The organism is Caballeronia sp. GACF4 (genome assembly GCF_023631025.1).
GTDB lineage: Bacteria > Pseudomonadota > Gammaproteobacteria > Burkholderiales > Burkholderiaceae > Caballeronia.
Genome location: NZ_JALQDW010000004.1, coordinates 262,829 through 275,721, shown reverse-complemented (window position 1 = coordinate 275,721; position 12,893 = coordinate 262,829). Strand labels below are relative to the sequence as shown.

The following is a 12,893-nucleotide window of genomic DNA, read 5'->3' as shown; positions in this document are numbered from 1 at the left end:
ACTCAGGCCGGTTGCTGCGGCATGGAAGAACGCGGTGTTTCGAGCAGGCGCGGGTTTGTGAGCGCCGCCGCGCGCGCCGCGACGAGTGAATTGAGCGTGGCTTCGAGCCTGTCGTTTTCGAGCGCTTCCATCAGCGCCGTGCGATCGAGATGCGTGGCATCGAGACGCAATTGATAATCCAGTTCCTCCCGGTCGATCACGAACTGGTCGAACAGCATGGTCATGGTGATGTGCGCCGGGTTGGCGATCAACACGAAACGCGGCATCTTCGAGTCTTCGAGCCGGCCGATCCAGCCGAGCGCATCGAGCCGCGTGATCAAGCGCGTGGAGGTATCCAGATCGCAACGCGCCATCTTGGCGAGTTCCATCGCCGTGTAGCCAGGCTTGCCTTCGTCGCGCAATTCGACGAGTCGCGCGAGTATTTCGAGCGCGTAAAGCAAGTCGCTGCCCGGAAACTCGCGCCGATGATATTGCCCGATGCGAATGGCCGGCAACGCGGACGTCACCATTGCTCCGACGAGCGCGATCATCCAGCAGAGATAAACCCACAGCAGAAACACCGGCAGCGCGGCGAACGCGCCATACACGGCGGTGTAAGTGGGAATGCGCCGCACGTAGTAGCCGAAGCCGCGCTTGCCCAGTTCGAACGCCACCGCTGCAATCAGCCCGCCAATGACGGCATCGCGCCATTCGACCTTGCAGTTCGGCATGAACACGTAAATGATGGTGAAGGCGAACACCGTGAGCGGCAACGAAACGCCCGTGAGCGCCCATTCGACGATAGGCGGCATAAGATTGTGCGACCCCGCGAACGCGATCGAATGCGCGAACACGTAGGACGAGATGGACAGACTGCAGCCGAAGAGAATAGGCCCGAGTGTGATGATGGCCCAATAGACCATGACGCGTTGCGCGAACGGGCGAGCCTTCTTCACGCGCCAGATGACGTTGAGCGCCGATTCGATTGTCATCATGGTCATCACCGAGGTGACGAACAGGATAATGAGGCCGACCGTGGTCAGGCCCTTCGCTTTCGCGGCAAACTGGTTCAGATAGTTGAAGATCTGCGTGTTGATCTGCGTCGGCATTAAATGCGCCGCGAGGAAGTCCTGCAACGACGACTGGAACGAACCGAAAATGGGAAACGCGGTGAAGAGCGCGAACGCGACGGTTGCGAGCGGCACGACGGAGAGTACGCTCGTGAACGTGAGACTGCCCGCCACCTGCGCGACGCGATCCTCGCCAAGACGCCGCGCGACGAAACCGGCGAGACGCTTGACTGCCGCGAGATCGATGAAAACGTGCCGCAAACGCATTCTCCCAAGCGAGGCCGCGTGAGGCTATTGCCCTGCGCGCCCCTAAAAACAGGCTAATCCCTATAATAGCCGTTCACTAAAAAAGCCTTATGAACGACATCCTCGTGCTCTACTACAGCCGCCACGGCGCGACCCGCGAGCTTGCGCTCGCCATCGCCCAGGGCGTCGACAGCGTTCCTGGCATGGCCGCGCGGGTGCGCACGGTGCCGCCGGTTTCCACCGTCTGCGAAGCCACGCAGCCCGACATTCCCGCCGACGGCCCGCCTTACGCCGAGCTGCGCGATCTGGAGGAATGTGCGGGTCTTGCGCTCGGTTCGCCCACGCGCTTCGGCAACATGGCCGCGCCGCTCAAATATTTCCTCGACGGAACCACGCCGCAGTGGCTGTCCGGCGCGCTCGCGGGCAAGCCAGCAAGTGTCTTCACCTCCACCGGCAGCCTGCACGGCGGCCAGGAAACCACGCTGCTCTCGATGATGCTGCCGCTCCTGCATCACGGCATGCTGATCGTCGGCATTCCTTACACCGAGTCGCGCCTGACTACCACGCAAAGCGGCGGCACGCCTTACGGCGCATCGCATCATGCGCGCACGGGCGACGCCAGCCAGCACGGCATCACCGCCGATGAGAAAGCGCTCGCCGTCGCGCTCGGCACAAGGCTCGCGCGCACCGCGCTCGACCTCGTGCGTGGCGCGAAGGCCGCTTAAGTCTGCTTGAGGCCGCTTAAGCCCGCCATGACCGCACCTTCATTGACCGAGCCGCGAATGAACGCGCCGCTTGCCATCGGTGCGCTGACGAGTCTTGCCGCGCTCATCGTGCTCTCGCTTCTCTGGGAGCTGTGGCTCGCGCCGCTGCGTCCCGGCGCATGGGTACTCGCGTTGAAAGCACTGCCACTTGCATGCGCGCTGCCCGGTGTCATCAAGCGCAACGTCTATACCTTGCAATGGGCTTCGATGCTCGTTTTGCTCTACTTCGCCGAAGGCATCGTGCGCGGCATGACCGATACCGGCCTCTCCGCGCGCCTCGCCTGGCTCGAAACTTTGCTTGCGTTCGCATTCTTCGTCTGCGCGCTCGGCTTCGTCGCCCCCTTCAAACGTGCGGCGCGTGCAAGAAAACGCTGAATCGTTCGCTTTTTTCCATACGGACGTGATGCTTTTTAGCACGGATCGAAACGCTGCGCGCGGCCTATGCCATTCGGCCGAGGCGCAAGCCGCGCCCCGCTGCGCGATACTGTCGACTACGCTACACGGTCCAATCTGCCCTCATCCATGACTGCCTCTCACTCCCCGTTCATCGCCGCCTGCACCGAACTGCTCGGCGCGTCCCACGTTCTCACGCACGATCACGACACCGAGCCGTTTCTCGTCGACTGGCGCAAGCGCTATCGCGGCAATGCGTGCGCCGTGCTGCTTCCCGCCGACACCGCGGAAGTCGCCGCCGTTGTCGGACTCGCGCATGAACACGGCGTGGCCATCGTGCCGCAAGGCGGCAACACGGGACTCGCGGGCGGCGCAACCCCCGACGAGAGCGGCGCGCAAGCGGTGTTGAGCCTGCGCCGCCTGAACCGCATTCGCGGTATCGATCCGCATAACAACACCATTACCGTCGAAGCAGGCGTCGTGCTCGCCGAAGTCCAGGCGCGCGCCGAAAGCGCACAACGTCTCTTCGCGCTGAGTCTCGCGGCCGAAGGCAGTTGCACGATCGGCGGCAACCTCTCGACCAACGCGGGCGGCACGGGCGTTCTGCGTTACGGCAACACGCGCGAGTTGTGCCTGGGCCTCGAAGTCGTGACGCCGCAAGGCGATATCTGGGACGGCCTGCGCGGCTTGCGCAAGGACAACACCGGCTACGATCTGCGCGATCTGTACATCGGCGCGGAAGGCACGCTTGGGATCATCACGGCGGCGGTGATGAAACTGCATCCCGCGCCGGTCGCGCGCGTGACGGCGCTCGCGGGTCTTGCCTCGCCGCACGCCGCACTCGATTTCCTGGCAATGGCGCAACATCACGCAGGTGCGCTCCTGACCGGCTTCGAGCTCATGTCCGACTTCTCGATGCGCCTCGTCGGCCGGCATTTTCCGCAGCTGCGGTATCCGTTCGGCGAACCGCACGCGCAAACCGTGCTGCTCGAACTCTCCGACAGCGAAAGCGACGAACACGCCCGCGCGCTCTTCGAAAGGCTGATGGAACAGGCTATGGAAGAAGGTATCGTCAAAGATGCCGTGGTCGCGGAAAGCCTCGCGCAGTCGCAGGCATTCTGGGATTTGCGCGAGCATATCCCGCTCGCGCAGGCGGAGGAAGGGCTGAACATCAAACATGACATTGCGGTGCCGATCTCGAGCATCGGCCGCTTTATCGAGGAAACCGACGCGATCATCGCTCGAGCCACGCCCGGCGCGCGCATGGTGACCTTCGGACATCTAGGCGACGGCAATCTGCATTACAACGTGCAGGCGCCCGAAGGCGTCGATCAGAAGCAATTTCTCGAAGCGTTCCAGACGCCGATCAACGCGCTCGTCTACGACCAGGTGCATGCGCATCGCGGCAGTATCAGCGCGGAGCACGGTCTCGGGCAACTGAAGGTGGACGAAGCGATGCACTATAAATCGGCCGTCGAGGTGCGCCTCATGCAAAGCATCAAGGCCGCGCTCGATCCCGAGAATCGCATGAATCCGGGCAAGGTCGTGCGCTGGGCGCAAGCCGGGACAAGGAAGGAGAACATCGCATGAAGATACGCGTGCTGTCGGACCTGCATCTGGAAAACGACGAGCCGCTCGCGATTCCTTATGCCGAAGCCGATCTCGTCGTGCTGGCGGGCGATATCCACAATCACGCGGAAGGCGTGCGTTGGGCGGTGGAGAATTTCGGTTCGGATGTGCCTATCGTCTATGTGCCGGGCAATCACGAGTACTACGACGCCGAATTCGGCGCGATGGAAGCCGCCATGCTCGACGCGGCGCAAAGCGTGGACAACGTGCATTACCTGAACAACGCGGCGCTCGTCGACCGGCGCGGCGCGTGGCGCGTTCTCGGCACGACGCTCTGGACCGACTTCGCGCTGTTCGGGTCGAGCGACGAAGAAATCGGCCGGGCGCAGGAAGCGTGCATCAAGGTCATGCTGGATTATCGAGGGCTGATCCAGCTCGCGTGGCCGGAGCAAGACGGCGAACCCCGCGCGTTCGCACCGGAAGATTCCCTCGCGCTGCACGAGCAAGCGCGCGCGTGGCTCGAAAACGAATTGGCCAGACCGTTCGCGGGCCAGACGATCGTCGTCACGCATCACGCGCCGTTGCGCGAAAGTCTGTCCGAGCGGTACGCGACGGATATCGTGTCGGCGGGCTTCGTCAATCATCTGCCGACGCTCGCCCGCACGCCCGCCGCGCTTTGGATTCACGGCCACACGCATACGTCGTTCGACTACACGGCGAATGGGACGCGCGTGGTCTGCAATCCGCGCGGCTACTTCGACCGTCGCTCCGGGCGCTGGGAAAACGAACAGTTCGCCTGGGACAAGGTCGTCGAAATCTGACGGAGCAACGCGAATAACAGGAGCCAAGCCATGTGCGGCCGAATCAGCCAGTACCGACTGCCGATGCATTACGCGCAACGTCTGCATCTGAAGAACCCGTTCGTACTCGTCGATGCCGCCGACCGGCGGCCCGGCTATAACCTGTCGCCGGGCACGCATCCGCTCGCCGTCTATCCCGACGAATCGATTCGCGCCGTGCATTGGGGATATTGCCCGCCGTGGGCGATACAAAAGAAGCTGCCGCAGACCATCAATGCGCGCGTCGAGACGGCGTCGACCAGTGCCTATTTTCGCAATCTGTGGAAAAAAGCGCGCATTCTGGTGCCAGCAGATGGCTGGTTCGAATGGCGAATCGAGCCGCGTCCGGGCGAATTGGCGACCAAACCCGCCGCCGCGAAGCCCTTCAAGCAACCGTATTACATTCGACGCGCCGACGGTGAGCCCATGTTCCTCGCCGCGCTCACGAGCATCACGCGCGAGGAGGACGCCGCGCAGCCCGGCGCAGGCTTCGTGATCGTCACGGCAGCAGCCGACGAAGGCCTCGTCGACGTCCACGACCGCCGCCCGCTGGTTTTCTCCGCAGCCACGGCGCGGCGCTGGCTGGACCCGGACGCATCAGCGGAAGATTTGGCGCGGCTCGTGAAATCCGACGGCGTGCCGGCTTCGCACTTCGTCTGGCACCGCGTTTCAACCGATGTGAACCGCGCCACCACGGACGAAGCGCGGCTCATCGAGCCACTGGAGGCGCTTTTATAGATTTAGCGGGTGCGCCGGTCGCGGTTGCTTTCGACGCGAATCGGGATCAGGCGCTTTCTTGCCTCTTCTTCCGACTGGGCACGCATGGCATTGAAAAGCTCGCGCGACGCCGGAACGGCGATCAACGACACAAGCGCGGCAAGAGCGAACATAAGTGGCGTGCTCATCAGACGAGTCCCCAAGATAAATGCAGTGAACGTGGACAGACAGTAGCAAATGCGGGTGAATCAGGAGTAAGCAAGTGTTGCGCCGCAGCTTATTTCGTAACCGGACTTCGGTCAGCGCGCCGGAGCCGACAGCACTGACGGCAAGCATATTCAGCCTACTACGAACTCCTTGAGCGACTCGGAATCGGCGGCGAGCGTGTCGGGCAGCGCCTCGCGCAGAAACTCCACCCACGTGCGGATCTTGGCGTCCAAATACTGGCGCGACGGGTACAGCGCGTAGACCGTCAGTTCCTGCATCGTGTATTGCGGCAGCACACGCACCAAAGTGCCTGCGCGCAAGGCGGGCAGCGCGGAGGACGTCGGCAATACGCCGATGCCCATGTTTTCCCGGATCGCCGTCACCATGGCGTCGGCCACGTTCACCGTGAAGGGCGAAGCGCCGAGACTGACCGTTTCCTGCCCGTTCGGACCGTCGAAGACCCAGCGGTCGGGCGGAAACACGGGCGTCATCAATTGCAGACAGGTGTGGCGCACCAGGTCGGACAACACATGCGGCGTGCCGTGCTTCTCGATATACGTCGGTGACGCACATGCAATGCTGAACACCGTGCCGAGCCGCGCCGACACCAATGCGGAATCCGGCAACTCAGAAGCCAGCACCACCGACACGTCGTAACCCTCGTCCAGTAGATCCGGCACGCGTTGCGCCAAAGTCAGCTCGACCTGCACGGACGGATGACGCTGCTGATAGCGCGAGATCATCGGCACGACATAGTGCACGCCGAAGCTCGTCATCGAATGCACCTTGAGTTTGCCGGCCGGACGCGCGTGGGCGTCGCTGGCTTCGGCTTCGGCCTGATCGACGTAAGCGAGAATTTGCTCGCAGCGTTGCAAATAGCGCTCGCCCGCCTCGGTTAGCGCGATTCGGCGCGTCGTGCGATTGAGCAGCCGCGTGCGCAGATGCGCTTCGAGGTCGGACACGGCGCGCGACGCGTAGGCGGTGGTCGTATTGAGATGCTGCGCGGCGGCGGTGAAACTGCCCGCCTCGACGACGCGCGCGAACACGCGCATGTTTTGGAGCGTATCCATGACGCTTTCCCGTTTTTCGGCGTTTGTGTAGATCGAATTGTTACATGACCAGTAACAGCGATTATCGCAATCTCAGTAAGAATGCTTTACATCGTTACTGGTTATTCGACAATCCCTGCAAAAATATAATTCACTCTCAAATTCTATTCAATTTTGGGAGGGAATCGTGCGGAGCCGGTCATTCAGTTACGCCGCTTATGCCGCGGTTCTTACGGCATTTTTAACAATCGCCGGATGCGCAAGTACGGGCAAGGTCGCGCCGCAGGATCCGCTGAAAGACGTGGCAACGCTCGATGTCGGCAACGCCATTCGCGCCGCCAATGCGGACGCCGCGTGGCCCGACCAGGAATGGTGGCGCGCGTATCGCGATCCGCAGCTCGATGCCTGGATTACACGCGCAACCGGCGGCAACCCGACACTGGCGATGGCCGCCGCACGCGTTCGCGAGGCGCGCGAGGAAGCCGGCGTGGCGCGCTCGGCGCTTTTGCCGCACGTCGATGGCGCGATGAGCCTGCAACGCAAGCACTGGCCGGAGAACGACTTCTACGGCCCCGGCTACTACGGCGGCACGACTACGTGGGACGACACCGCCGGCCTTTCGCTCTCCTATGACCTCGATCTCTGGGGCCGCGACGATAACGCCGCCGAACGCGCGCTCGATGTCGCCCACGTGCGCGCCGCCGATGCCCGCGCCGCCCAGCTCGAACTCGAAACCAACGTGGTGCGCGCCTACATCGGCTTTTCGCAGGCGTTCGCACTGCGCGATATCGCGCAACAGACGCTCGCGCAGCAGCAGCGCATCGCGGATCTCGCAGAGCGGCGTTTAAAAGGCGGCATCGGCACACAGCTCGAAGTGAGTCAGGCCGAAACGCCGTTGCCCGAGTACGAGCGTCAGGTCGATATCTATCAGGAAGAGATTGAGCTCGCGCGCCATCAGCTCGCCGCGCTTGCAGGCGAAGGTCCCGGCGCGAGCGATGCGCTCACGCGTCCCACGCTCGCGCTCGCGACGCCGCTGCCCTTGCCCTCGTCGCTGCCCGCCGAACTCCTGGGTCATCGGCCCGATATCGTCGCGGCGCGCTGGATGGTGGCGGCGCAAGCGCGCGGTATCGATGTCGCGAAGGCCGAGTTCTATCCGAACATCAATCTCGCGGCGTCGCTCACGCAGACTTTCGCGGGCGGCGCGCTGCTCAGCTTCCTCACGAGCAAGGCGACGGGTTATACGTTCGGCCCGGCGCTGTCGTTGCCTATCTTCGAAGGCGGACGGCTGCGCTCGCAACTCGGCGCGGTGTCGGCGCAATACGACGTAGCCGTCGATCACTACAACGCGACGCTCGTCGCCGCGCTCAAGGACATCGCCGATCAGGTCGTGCGCGTGCGTTCGCTCGACACGCAGCTGGAAGCGTCGGGGCGCTCGGTCGCCGCCGCACGCAAGAACTACGACCTCGCCAACGCCGGTTATAAGCGCGGCCTGACCGATTACGTCAACGTGCTGATCGCGCAAGCGCAATTGCTGCGCGCGCAGGACGGCGAAGCACGCGTGCGGGCGCAACGGCTCGCAGCCTATGCAACGCTCACCTCCGCGCTCGGCGGCGGTATCGACGATCCCTCGAATGGTCCGCAAGAAACGGCGCTTGCGCCCGCGAAGCATATCGGCCCGTTCGGTTCGTCGCTCGGCGCGTCGTCCTCGGTGAAGTGAGGAGAACGTTCATGGCCACTGTTCTCATCGACAAGCGCGCATCGCTCGTGAACGCCTTCGCGGATTGGGCGCGCACCGACGGCCTTGCGTGGATCTACATCTTCAAGGCGGTGCTGGCGGCGCTGATCGCGCTATGGATCGCCATGCGGCTCGACATGCAGCAGCCGCGCACCGCGATGACCACCGTCTTCGTCGTGATGCAGCCGCAAAGCGGCATGGTGCTCGCGAAGAGCTTCTACCGTTTCTGCGGCACGATGGTCGGTCTCGTCGTCATGCTCGCATTCATCAGCCTGTTCTCGCAGCAGCCGGTGCTGTTTCTCTCGGCGACGGCGCTCTGGGTCGGCATCTGCACGGCGGGCGCGGCGCGCAATCGCAACTTCCGCTCGTATGGCTTCGTGCTCGCGGGATACACGGCGGCGCTGATCGGCATACCGGCGGCGCAGCATCCGGATGGCGCGTATCTGTCGGCCCTGACGCGGGTGGGCGAAGTGTCGCTCGGCATCGTGTGCGCGGGCGCCGTGAGCGCGCTCGTGTTTCCGCAACTCGCGGGCGAGCAGATCCGCACCACGGTGCGACGGCGCTTCACGCAATTCGTCGATTACGTCTGTCACGCGATGTCCGGCAAGCTCGAGCGCGCGCAAATCGAACGCACCAATCTGAGCTTCGTCGCGGATATCGTCGGCTTCGAGGCGGCGCGCAGTGTCGCGATTTTCGAGCATCCCGAATCGCGGCGGCGCGGCGGGCGGCTCGCGCGGCTGAATAGCGAATTCATGAGCGCATCCACGCGTTTTCACGCGCTGCATCAGTTGATGAACCGGCTGCGCGCAAACGCGTCGGGCACGACCATCGATGCGCTCGAACCGTTCATTCACGAAGTGCCGCCGCTGTTGCTGATTGCGGGCGAGCCGGTGCGCAACGCTGCCGACGCCGCGCACGCCGCCGCGCAATTGCGCGACTACAAGGCCGCGTTGCCCAAGCGCGTGCGCGCGACGCGTATCTCGCTCGAAGCCGCGCCCGGCTTCACCGCACTCGAATTCGATACCGCGACCGAGCTGCTTTATCGTTTCGTCGACGACATGCTCGCGTATGCCGACACCTACGCGTCGCTCGCGGCGCCGTCGCATGAACGCGAGCGCTGGGTCGCGCGTTACGTGCCCAAGACCGATCTGCTCGCGGCCGCGGTTTCCGGCCTGCGCGGCGCGGTCGTGATGTTCGTCCTGAGCGCGTTCTGGATCGCGAGCGCGTGGCCGAGCGGCGGCACGATGGTGCTCAACGCCGCTGCCGTATGCGCGCTGGCGTCGTCCTCGCCACGGCCGACGCAGATGGCCGCGCAAATGGCTATCGGCACGACGCTCGCGAGCATCACGGGCATGATCGTCGTGTTCGGCGTGTTTCCGCATATCGACGGCTTCGTGCTGATGTGCGCGGCGCTCGTGCCCGCGCTCATGCTCGGCGCGTTCTTGACGACGCGTCGCTCGCTCGCGGGCGTGGGCATCGGCTACTGCATCTTCTTCTGCTTTCTCGCGGGGCCGGACAACCTCGTGCATTACGATCCGACCGGCTTCATGAACGACGCCATCGCGCTCGTCTTGTCGATGATCGTCTCCGCGATCGCCTTCGCCGTGCTCCTGCCGACCGATGCGCCGTGGCTGCGCCGTCTGCTGCTCGCGGACCTGCGCCGCGAAGTAGTGAGCGCGCGGCGCGGACGTCTCGCGCAACTGACGACGCATTTCGAAAGCCGCACGCGCGACCTGCTTTCGCAGATCAACGCGCTCGCCTCCGACAAGCCCGCGCTGCAACGCGAGGCCTTGCAGTGGCTCTTCGCGGTGCTCGAATTCGGCAATGCGGTGATCGATTTGCGACGCGAAATGGCGGGCTTCGAACGCGTCGTGAACCCGACGCTCGATGCGGTGGCGCGGCTCTTCGATCGGCCACGGCAAGCGCGTTTCGATGGCGCGCTCGTCGCGACGGAACACGCCATCGACGAGATGCAGGCCAGGCTTGCTTCGCACGCTTCGGATTCGGATACGCCGCGAGAAGAGCGGCATCGGCTGCAACGCATCGTGAGTCATCTGCATTTCATTCGTACCGCGCTGCTCGACCCGGAATCGCCGTTCGCAGCGTTCCAACCGATTTCGCCTGAAGGAGCGTCCCATGCCGCGTGATACCGCGATTCTCGAAGCTTACGTGCCAACGCTGCTTTTGCTGTGCCTCGCGGGCGGGCTCGTCACCTGGATCATCGACCGCGTGCTGGCGCTGACCGGACTGTATCGCGTGGTCTGGCATCCGGCGCTGTTTCGCGCGAGCCTGCTCGTCTGCGTGTGCGGCGTGCTGGGTCTCGCGGTGTATCGATGATTCTCGACCGCTTCGTCGCCAACAACATATTCAAGAGAGTTGCATCATGCTGATCAGAAAACTCGTCGGCTTCGTCATGACGATAGCCATCTTCGCCGCGGCGCTCGTCATCGGCCGCATGCTGTGGGTGCATTACATGAACGATCCGTGGACGCGCGATGGACGGGTGCGCGCCGATGTGGTCAACGTGGCGCCGGACGTGTCGGGCGCGGTCGTGCAGATGCCGTTGCACGACAATCAGTTCGTGATGAAAGGCGACTTGCTGCTGGAGATCGACCCGTCGCATTACCAGATCGCCGTCGAGCAGGCGCAGGCGAACGTCGCGGCGCGCGCGGCCGAGTTGCGCATGCGCCGTGCCGATGCGGCGCGTCGCGCGGACATGGACGCGCTGGTCGTCTCGAAGGAAGCACGCGAGAACTCCATGCAGACGGCATCGACTGCCGAGGCGCAGTTGCAGCAGGCGAACGCCGCGCTGGATGCCGCGAAGCTCAATCTGGAACGCACCAAGGTGTTTTCCCCGGTGGATGGCTACGTGACGAATCTGAACGTGTATCGCGGCGACTACGCGACGGCGGGCACGGCGAAGCTCGCCATCGTCGATAGTCATTCGTTCTGGGTCTATGGCTATTTCGAAGAGACCAAGCTGCCGCATGTGAAGATCGGCGACAAGGCGCACATTCGTTTGATGAGCGGCGGCGAGCTCACGGGTCACGTCGAGAGCATTTCGCGCGGCATTTACGATCGCGACAATCCGCAAAGCCGTGAGTTGCTCGCGGATGTGAACCCGACGTTCAACTGGGTGCGGCTTGCGCAACGCGTGCCGGTGCGCGTGAAGATCGATGATGTGCCGGAAGGCGTGCTGCTCGCGGCGGGGACGACTTGTACGGTGGTGATTGGGGCGATGTGAGGTACGAAAGCCCGTTCCGCTTTCGCCAGAAACGGGCTTTCTCAAGCAAGACCAAGCCTTACTTCAAAACCACTTTCACATCGAAATACTTGGCCGCGAACCGGTCGATGCTCCCATCGTCCTTCAACTCCTTCAGCGCGCGATTGAGCGCATCCTTCAGCGCCTTATCGTTCTTGCGCACGCCGAAGCCGACGCCTGATCCGAGCAGCTTGTCATCCGACACAGCCGGTCCCGCGAACGCGAAACCCGCGCCTTGCGGCTGCTTCAAAAAGCCCTTCGATGCCGCCTCGGCATCTTGGAACGCGGCATCCAGACGGCCCGTCGCGAGATCCGCGTAGATCTGATCCTGCGCCTGATACGACTCGACATCTATCCCCGCCGGCGCCCACTTCGCCTTCGCGTATGTCTCCTGAATCGAGCCTTGCAGCACGCCCACGCGCTTGCCCTTCAGACCATCGACGCTCGGCAGGATCGTGCTGCCCTTCTTCGCGACGAGCTGGTTGGGAATCGTATAAATGGGATCGGTGAAGTCGATCGCGACGCGCCGCTTGTCCGTGATCGTCATGTCGGAGTTGATGGCGTCGAACTTGCGCGCCTGCAAGGCCGGAATCAGGCCGTCGAACGAATTTTCGACCCACACGCATTTCGTCTTCAGCTTCGCGCACACCGCGTTGCCGATGTCGATATCGAAGCCCGTCAGTTCACCCGACGGCGTCTTGGATTCGAACGGCGCGTAAGACGCCTCCACGCCGAAGCGCAGTTCCTTCATGCTGTCGGCGGCATGCGCGTCGAGCGTTGCCATGCCTGCCGCCGCGGAAACGCTCACGAGCGCGAGCGCGGCAAACCTGCGATTGAGCCATTGCAGTTTAATCAAGTCCATCTCCTTCCAGTTCGATTCGTTCGTCTCTGTTAGATGCCGCATGCCGCCAGCGTCCGAAGCATCGCTGCACGGAAAGCCATGCTCAAACGTCTCGGCGATGATCGCTGCGCCGCATCAAACACAGGGCCGCGATTGTAGCGCGGTCGCGGCAACAGACTGTGGAGATAACGTGGACGGGGAAGTTGCAAGTGGTGGTCGCGT

At 63.4% G+C, this 12,893-nt stretch carries 13 protein-coding genes; 9 read left to right on the top strand and 4 right to left on the bottom strand.

Annotation, left to right across the window (positions count from 1 at the left end):
• Positions 1-2: 2 nt before the first annotated feature.
• Positions 3-1,310, bottom strand: a complete 1,308-nt coding sequence (locus tag NCR40_RS05135) for a YihY family inner membrane protein (protein WP_370652103.1) — start codon at positions 1,308-1,310, stop codon at positions 3-5.
• A gap of 95 nt (positions 1,311-1,405) precedes the next feature.
• Between NCR40_RS05135 and wrbA the strand changes: the two genes are divergently transcribed.
• The 5 genes from wrbA (at position 1,406) to NCR40_RS05110 (ending at position 5,598) form a co-directional block, all read left to right on the top strand.
• Positions 1,406-2,020, top strand: a complete 615-nt coding sequence (gene wrbA, locus NCR40_RS05130) for an NAD(P)H:quinone oxidoreductase (protein ID WP_250492215.1) — start codon at positions 1,406-1,408, stop codon at positions 2,018-2,020.
• A 57-nt stretch (positions 2,021-2,077) separates the two neighbouring features.
• On the top strand, positions 2,078-2,434 hold the full coding sequence (locus NCR40_RS05125; RefSeq protein ID WP_244827681.1) for a DUF2069 domain-containing protein: 357 nt from the start codon (positions 2,078-2,080) through the stop codon (positions 2,432-2,434).
• Between the two features lie 147 nt (positions 2,435-2,581).
• Complete coding sequence (locus tag NCR40_RS05120) at positions 2,582-4,042, top strand: FAD-binding oxidoreductase (protein WP_250508890.1); 1,461 nt, start codon at positions 2,582-2,584, stop codon at positions 4,040-4,042.
• The gene (locus NCR40_RS05115) at positions 4,039-4,842 is read left to right on the top strand and encodes a metallophosphoesterase (RefSeq protein WP_250492212.1); all 804 of its coding nucleotides are present in this window, start codon (positions 4,039-4,041) and stop codon (positions 4,840-4,842) included. Before NCR40_RS05120 ends, NCR40_RS05115 begins: the two co-directional genes overlap by 4 nt.
• A 30-nt stretch (positions 4,843-4,872) precedes the next feature.
• Positions 4,873-5,598, top strand: a complete 726-nt coding sequence (locus NCR40_RS05110) for an SOS response-associated peptidase (RefSeq protein ID WP_250508889.1) — start codon at positions 4,873-4,875, stop codon at positions 5,596-5,598.
• Between the two features lie 2 nt (positions 5,599-5,600).
• Here the strand turns inward: NCR40_RS05110 and NCR40_RS05105 are convergent, their stop codons facing one another.
• Both NCR40_RS05105 and NCR40_RS05100 read right to left on the bottom strand, forming a co-directional pair.
• Positions 5,601-5,765: a hypothetical protein gene (locus NCR40_RS05105; protein WP_244827677.1), complete on the bottom strand. Its 165-nt coding sequence runs from the start codon at positions 5,763-5,765 to the stop codon at positions 5,601-5,603.
• A 150-nt stretch (positions 5,766-5,915) separates the two neighbouring features.
• A complete protein-coding gene (locus NCR40_RS05100) occupies positions 5,916-6,854 on the bottom strand; it encodes a LysR family transcriptional regulator (RefSeq protein WP_250508888.1) in 939 nt (312 codons plus the stop codon).
• A gap of 166 nt (positions 6,855-7,020) precedes the next feature.
• Between NCR40_RS05100 and NCR40_RS05095 the strand changes: the two genes are divergently transcribed.
• From NCR40_RS05095 to NCR40_RS05080, 4 genes are read left to right on the top strand one after another with little or no spacing between them, the layout of a single operon-like run.
• Positions 7,021-8,550: an efflux transporter outer membrane subunit gene (locus tag NCR40_RS05095; protein ID WP_250508887.1), complete on the top strand. Its 1,530-nt coding sequence runs from the start codon at positions 7,021-7,023 to the stop codon at positions 8,548-8,550.
• Positions 8,551-8,561: 11 nt separating this feature from the next.
• A complete protein-coding gene (locus NCR40_RS05090; RefSeq protein WP_250508886.1) occupies positions 8,562-10,715 on the top strand; it encodes an FUSC family protein in 2,154 nt (717 codons plus the stop codon).
• The gene (locus NCR40_RS05085) at positions 10,705-10,905 is read left to right on the top strand and encodes a DUF1656 domain-containing protein (RefSeq protein ID WP_250464390.1); all 201 of its coding nucleotides are present in this window, start codon (positions 10,705-10,707) and stop codon (positions 10,903-10,905) included. The genes NCR40_RS05090 and NCR40_RS05085 overlap by 11 nt, the downstream gene beginning before the upstream one ends.
• Before the next feature lie 46 nt (positions 10,906-10,951).
• Positions 10,952-11,812, top strand: a complete 861-nt coding sequence (locus tag NCR40_RS05080) for an efflux RND transporter periplasmic adaptor subunit (RefSeq protein WP_250508885.1) — start codon at positions 10,952-10,954, stop codon at positions 11,810-11,812.
• A gap of 58 nt (positions 11,813-11,870) precedes the next feature.
• Here the strand turns inward: NCR40_RS05080 and NCR40_RS05075 are convergent, their stop codons facing one another.
• Positions 11,871-12,683, bottom strand: a complete 813-nt coding sequence (locus NCR40_RS05075) for an ABC transporter substrate-binding protein (protein WP_250508997.1) — start codon at positions 12,681-12,683, stop codon at positions 11,871-11,873.
• Between the last annotated feature and the right edge of the window lie 210 nt (positions 12,684-12,893).

Excerpts from the sequence above, each read along its gene's own strand:
- wrbA (WP_250492215.1), top strand. The coding sequence starts at position 1,406 with ATGAACGACATCCTCGTGCTCTACTACAGCCGCCACGGCGCGACCCGC.
- NCR40_RS05125 (WP_244827681.1), top strand. The coding sequence starts at position 2,078 with ATGAACGCGCCGCTTGCCATCGGTGCGCTGACGAGTCTTGCCGCGCTC.
- NCR40_RS05120 (WP_250508890.1), top strand. The coding sequence starts at position 2,582 with ATGACTGCCTCTCACTCCCCGTTCATCGCCGCCTGCACCGAACTGCTC.
- NCR40_RS05115 (WP_250492212.1), top strand. The coding sequence starts at position 4,039 with ATGAAGATACGCGTGCTGTCGGACCTGCATCTGGAAAACGACGAGCCG.
- NCR40_RS05110 (WP_250508889.1), top strand. The coding sequence starts at position 4,873 with ATGTGCGGCCGAATCAGCCAGTACCGACTGCCGATGCATTACGCGCAA.
- NCR40_RS05105 (WP_244827677.1), bottom strand. The coding sequence starts at position 5,765 with ATGAGCACGCCACTTATGTTCGCTCTTGCCGCGCTTGTGTCGTTGATC.
- NCR40_RS05100 (WP_250508888.1), bottom strand. The coding sequence starts at position 6,854 with ATGGATACGCTCCAAAACATGCGCGTGTTCGCGCGCGTCGTCGAGGCG.
- NCR40_RS05090 (WP_250508886.1), top strand. The coding sequence starts at position 8,562 with ATGGCCACTGTTCTCATCGACAAGCGCGCATCGCTCGTGAACGCCTTC.
- NCR40_RS05085 (WP_250464390.1), top strand. The coding sequence starts at position 10,705 with ATGCCGCGTGATACCGCGATTCTCGAAGCTTACGTGCCAACGCTGCTT.
- NCR40_RS05080 (WP_250508885.1), top strand. The coding sequence starts at position 10,952 with ATGCTGATCAGAAAACTCGTCGGCTTCGTCATGACGATAGCCATCTTC.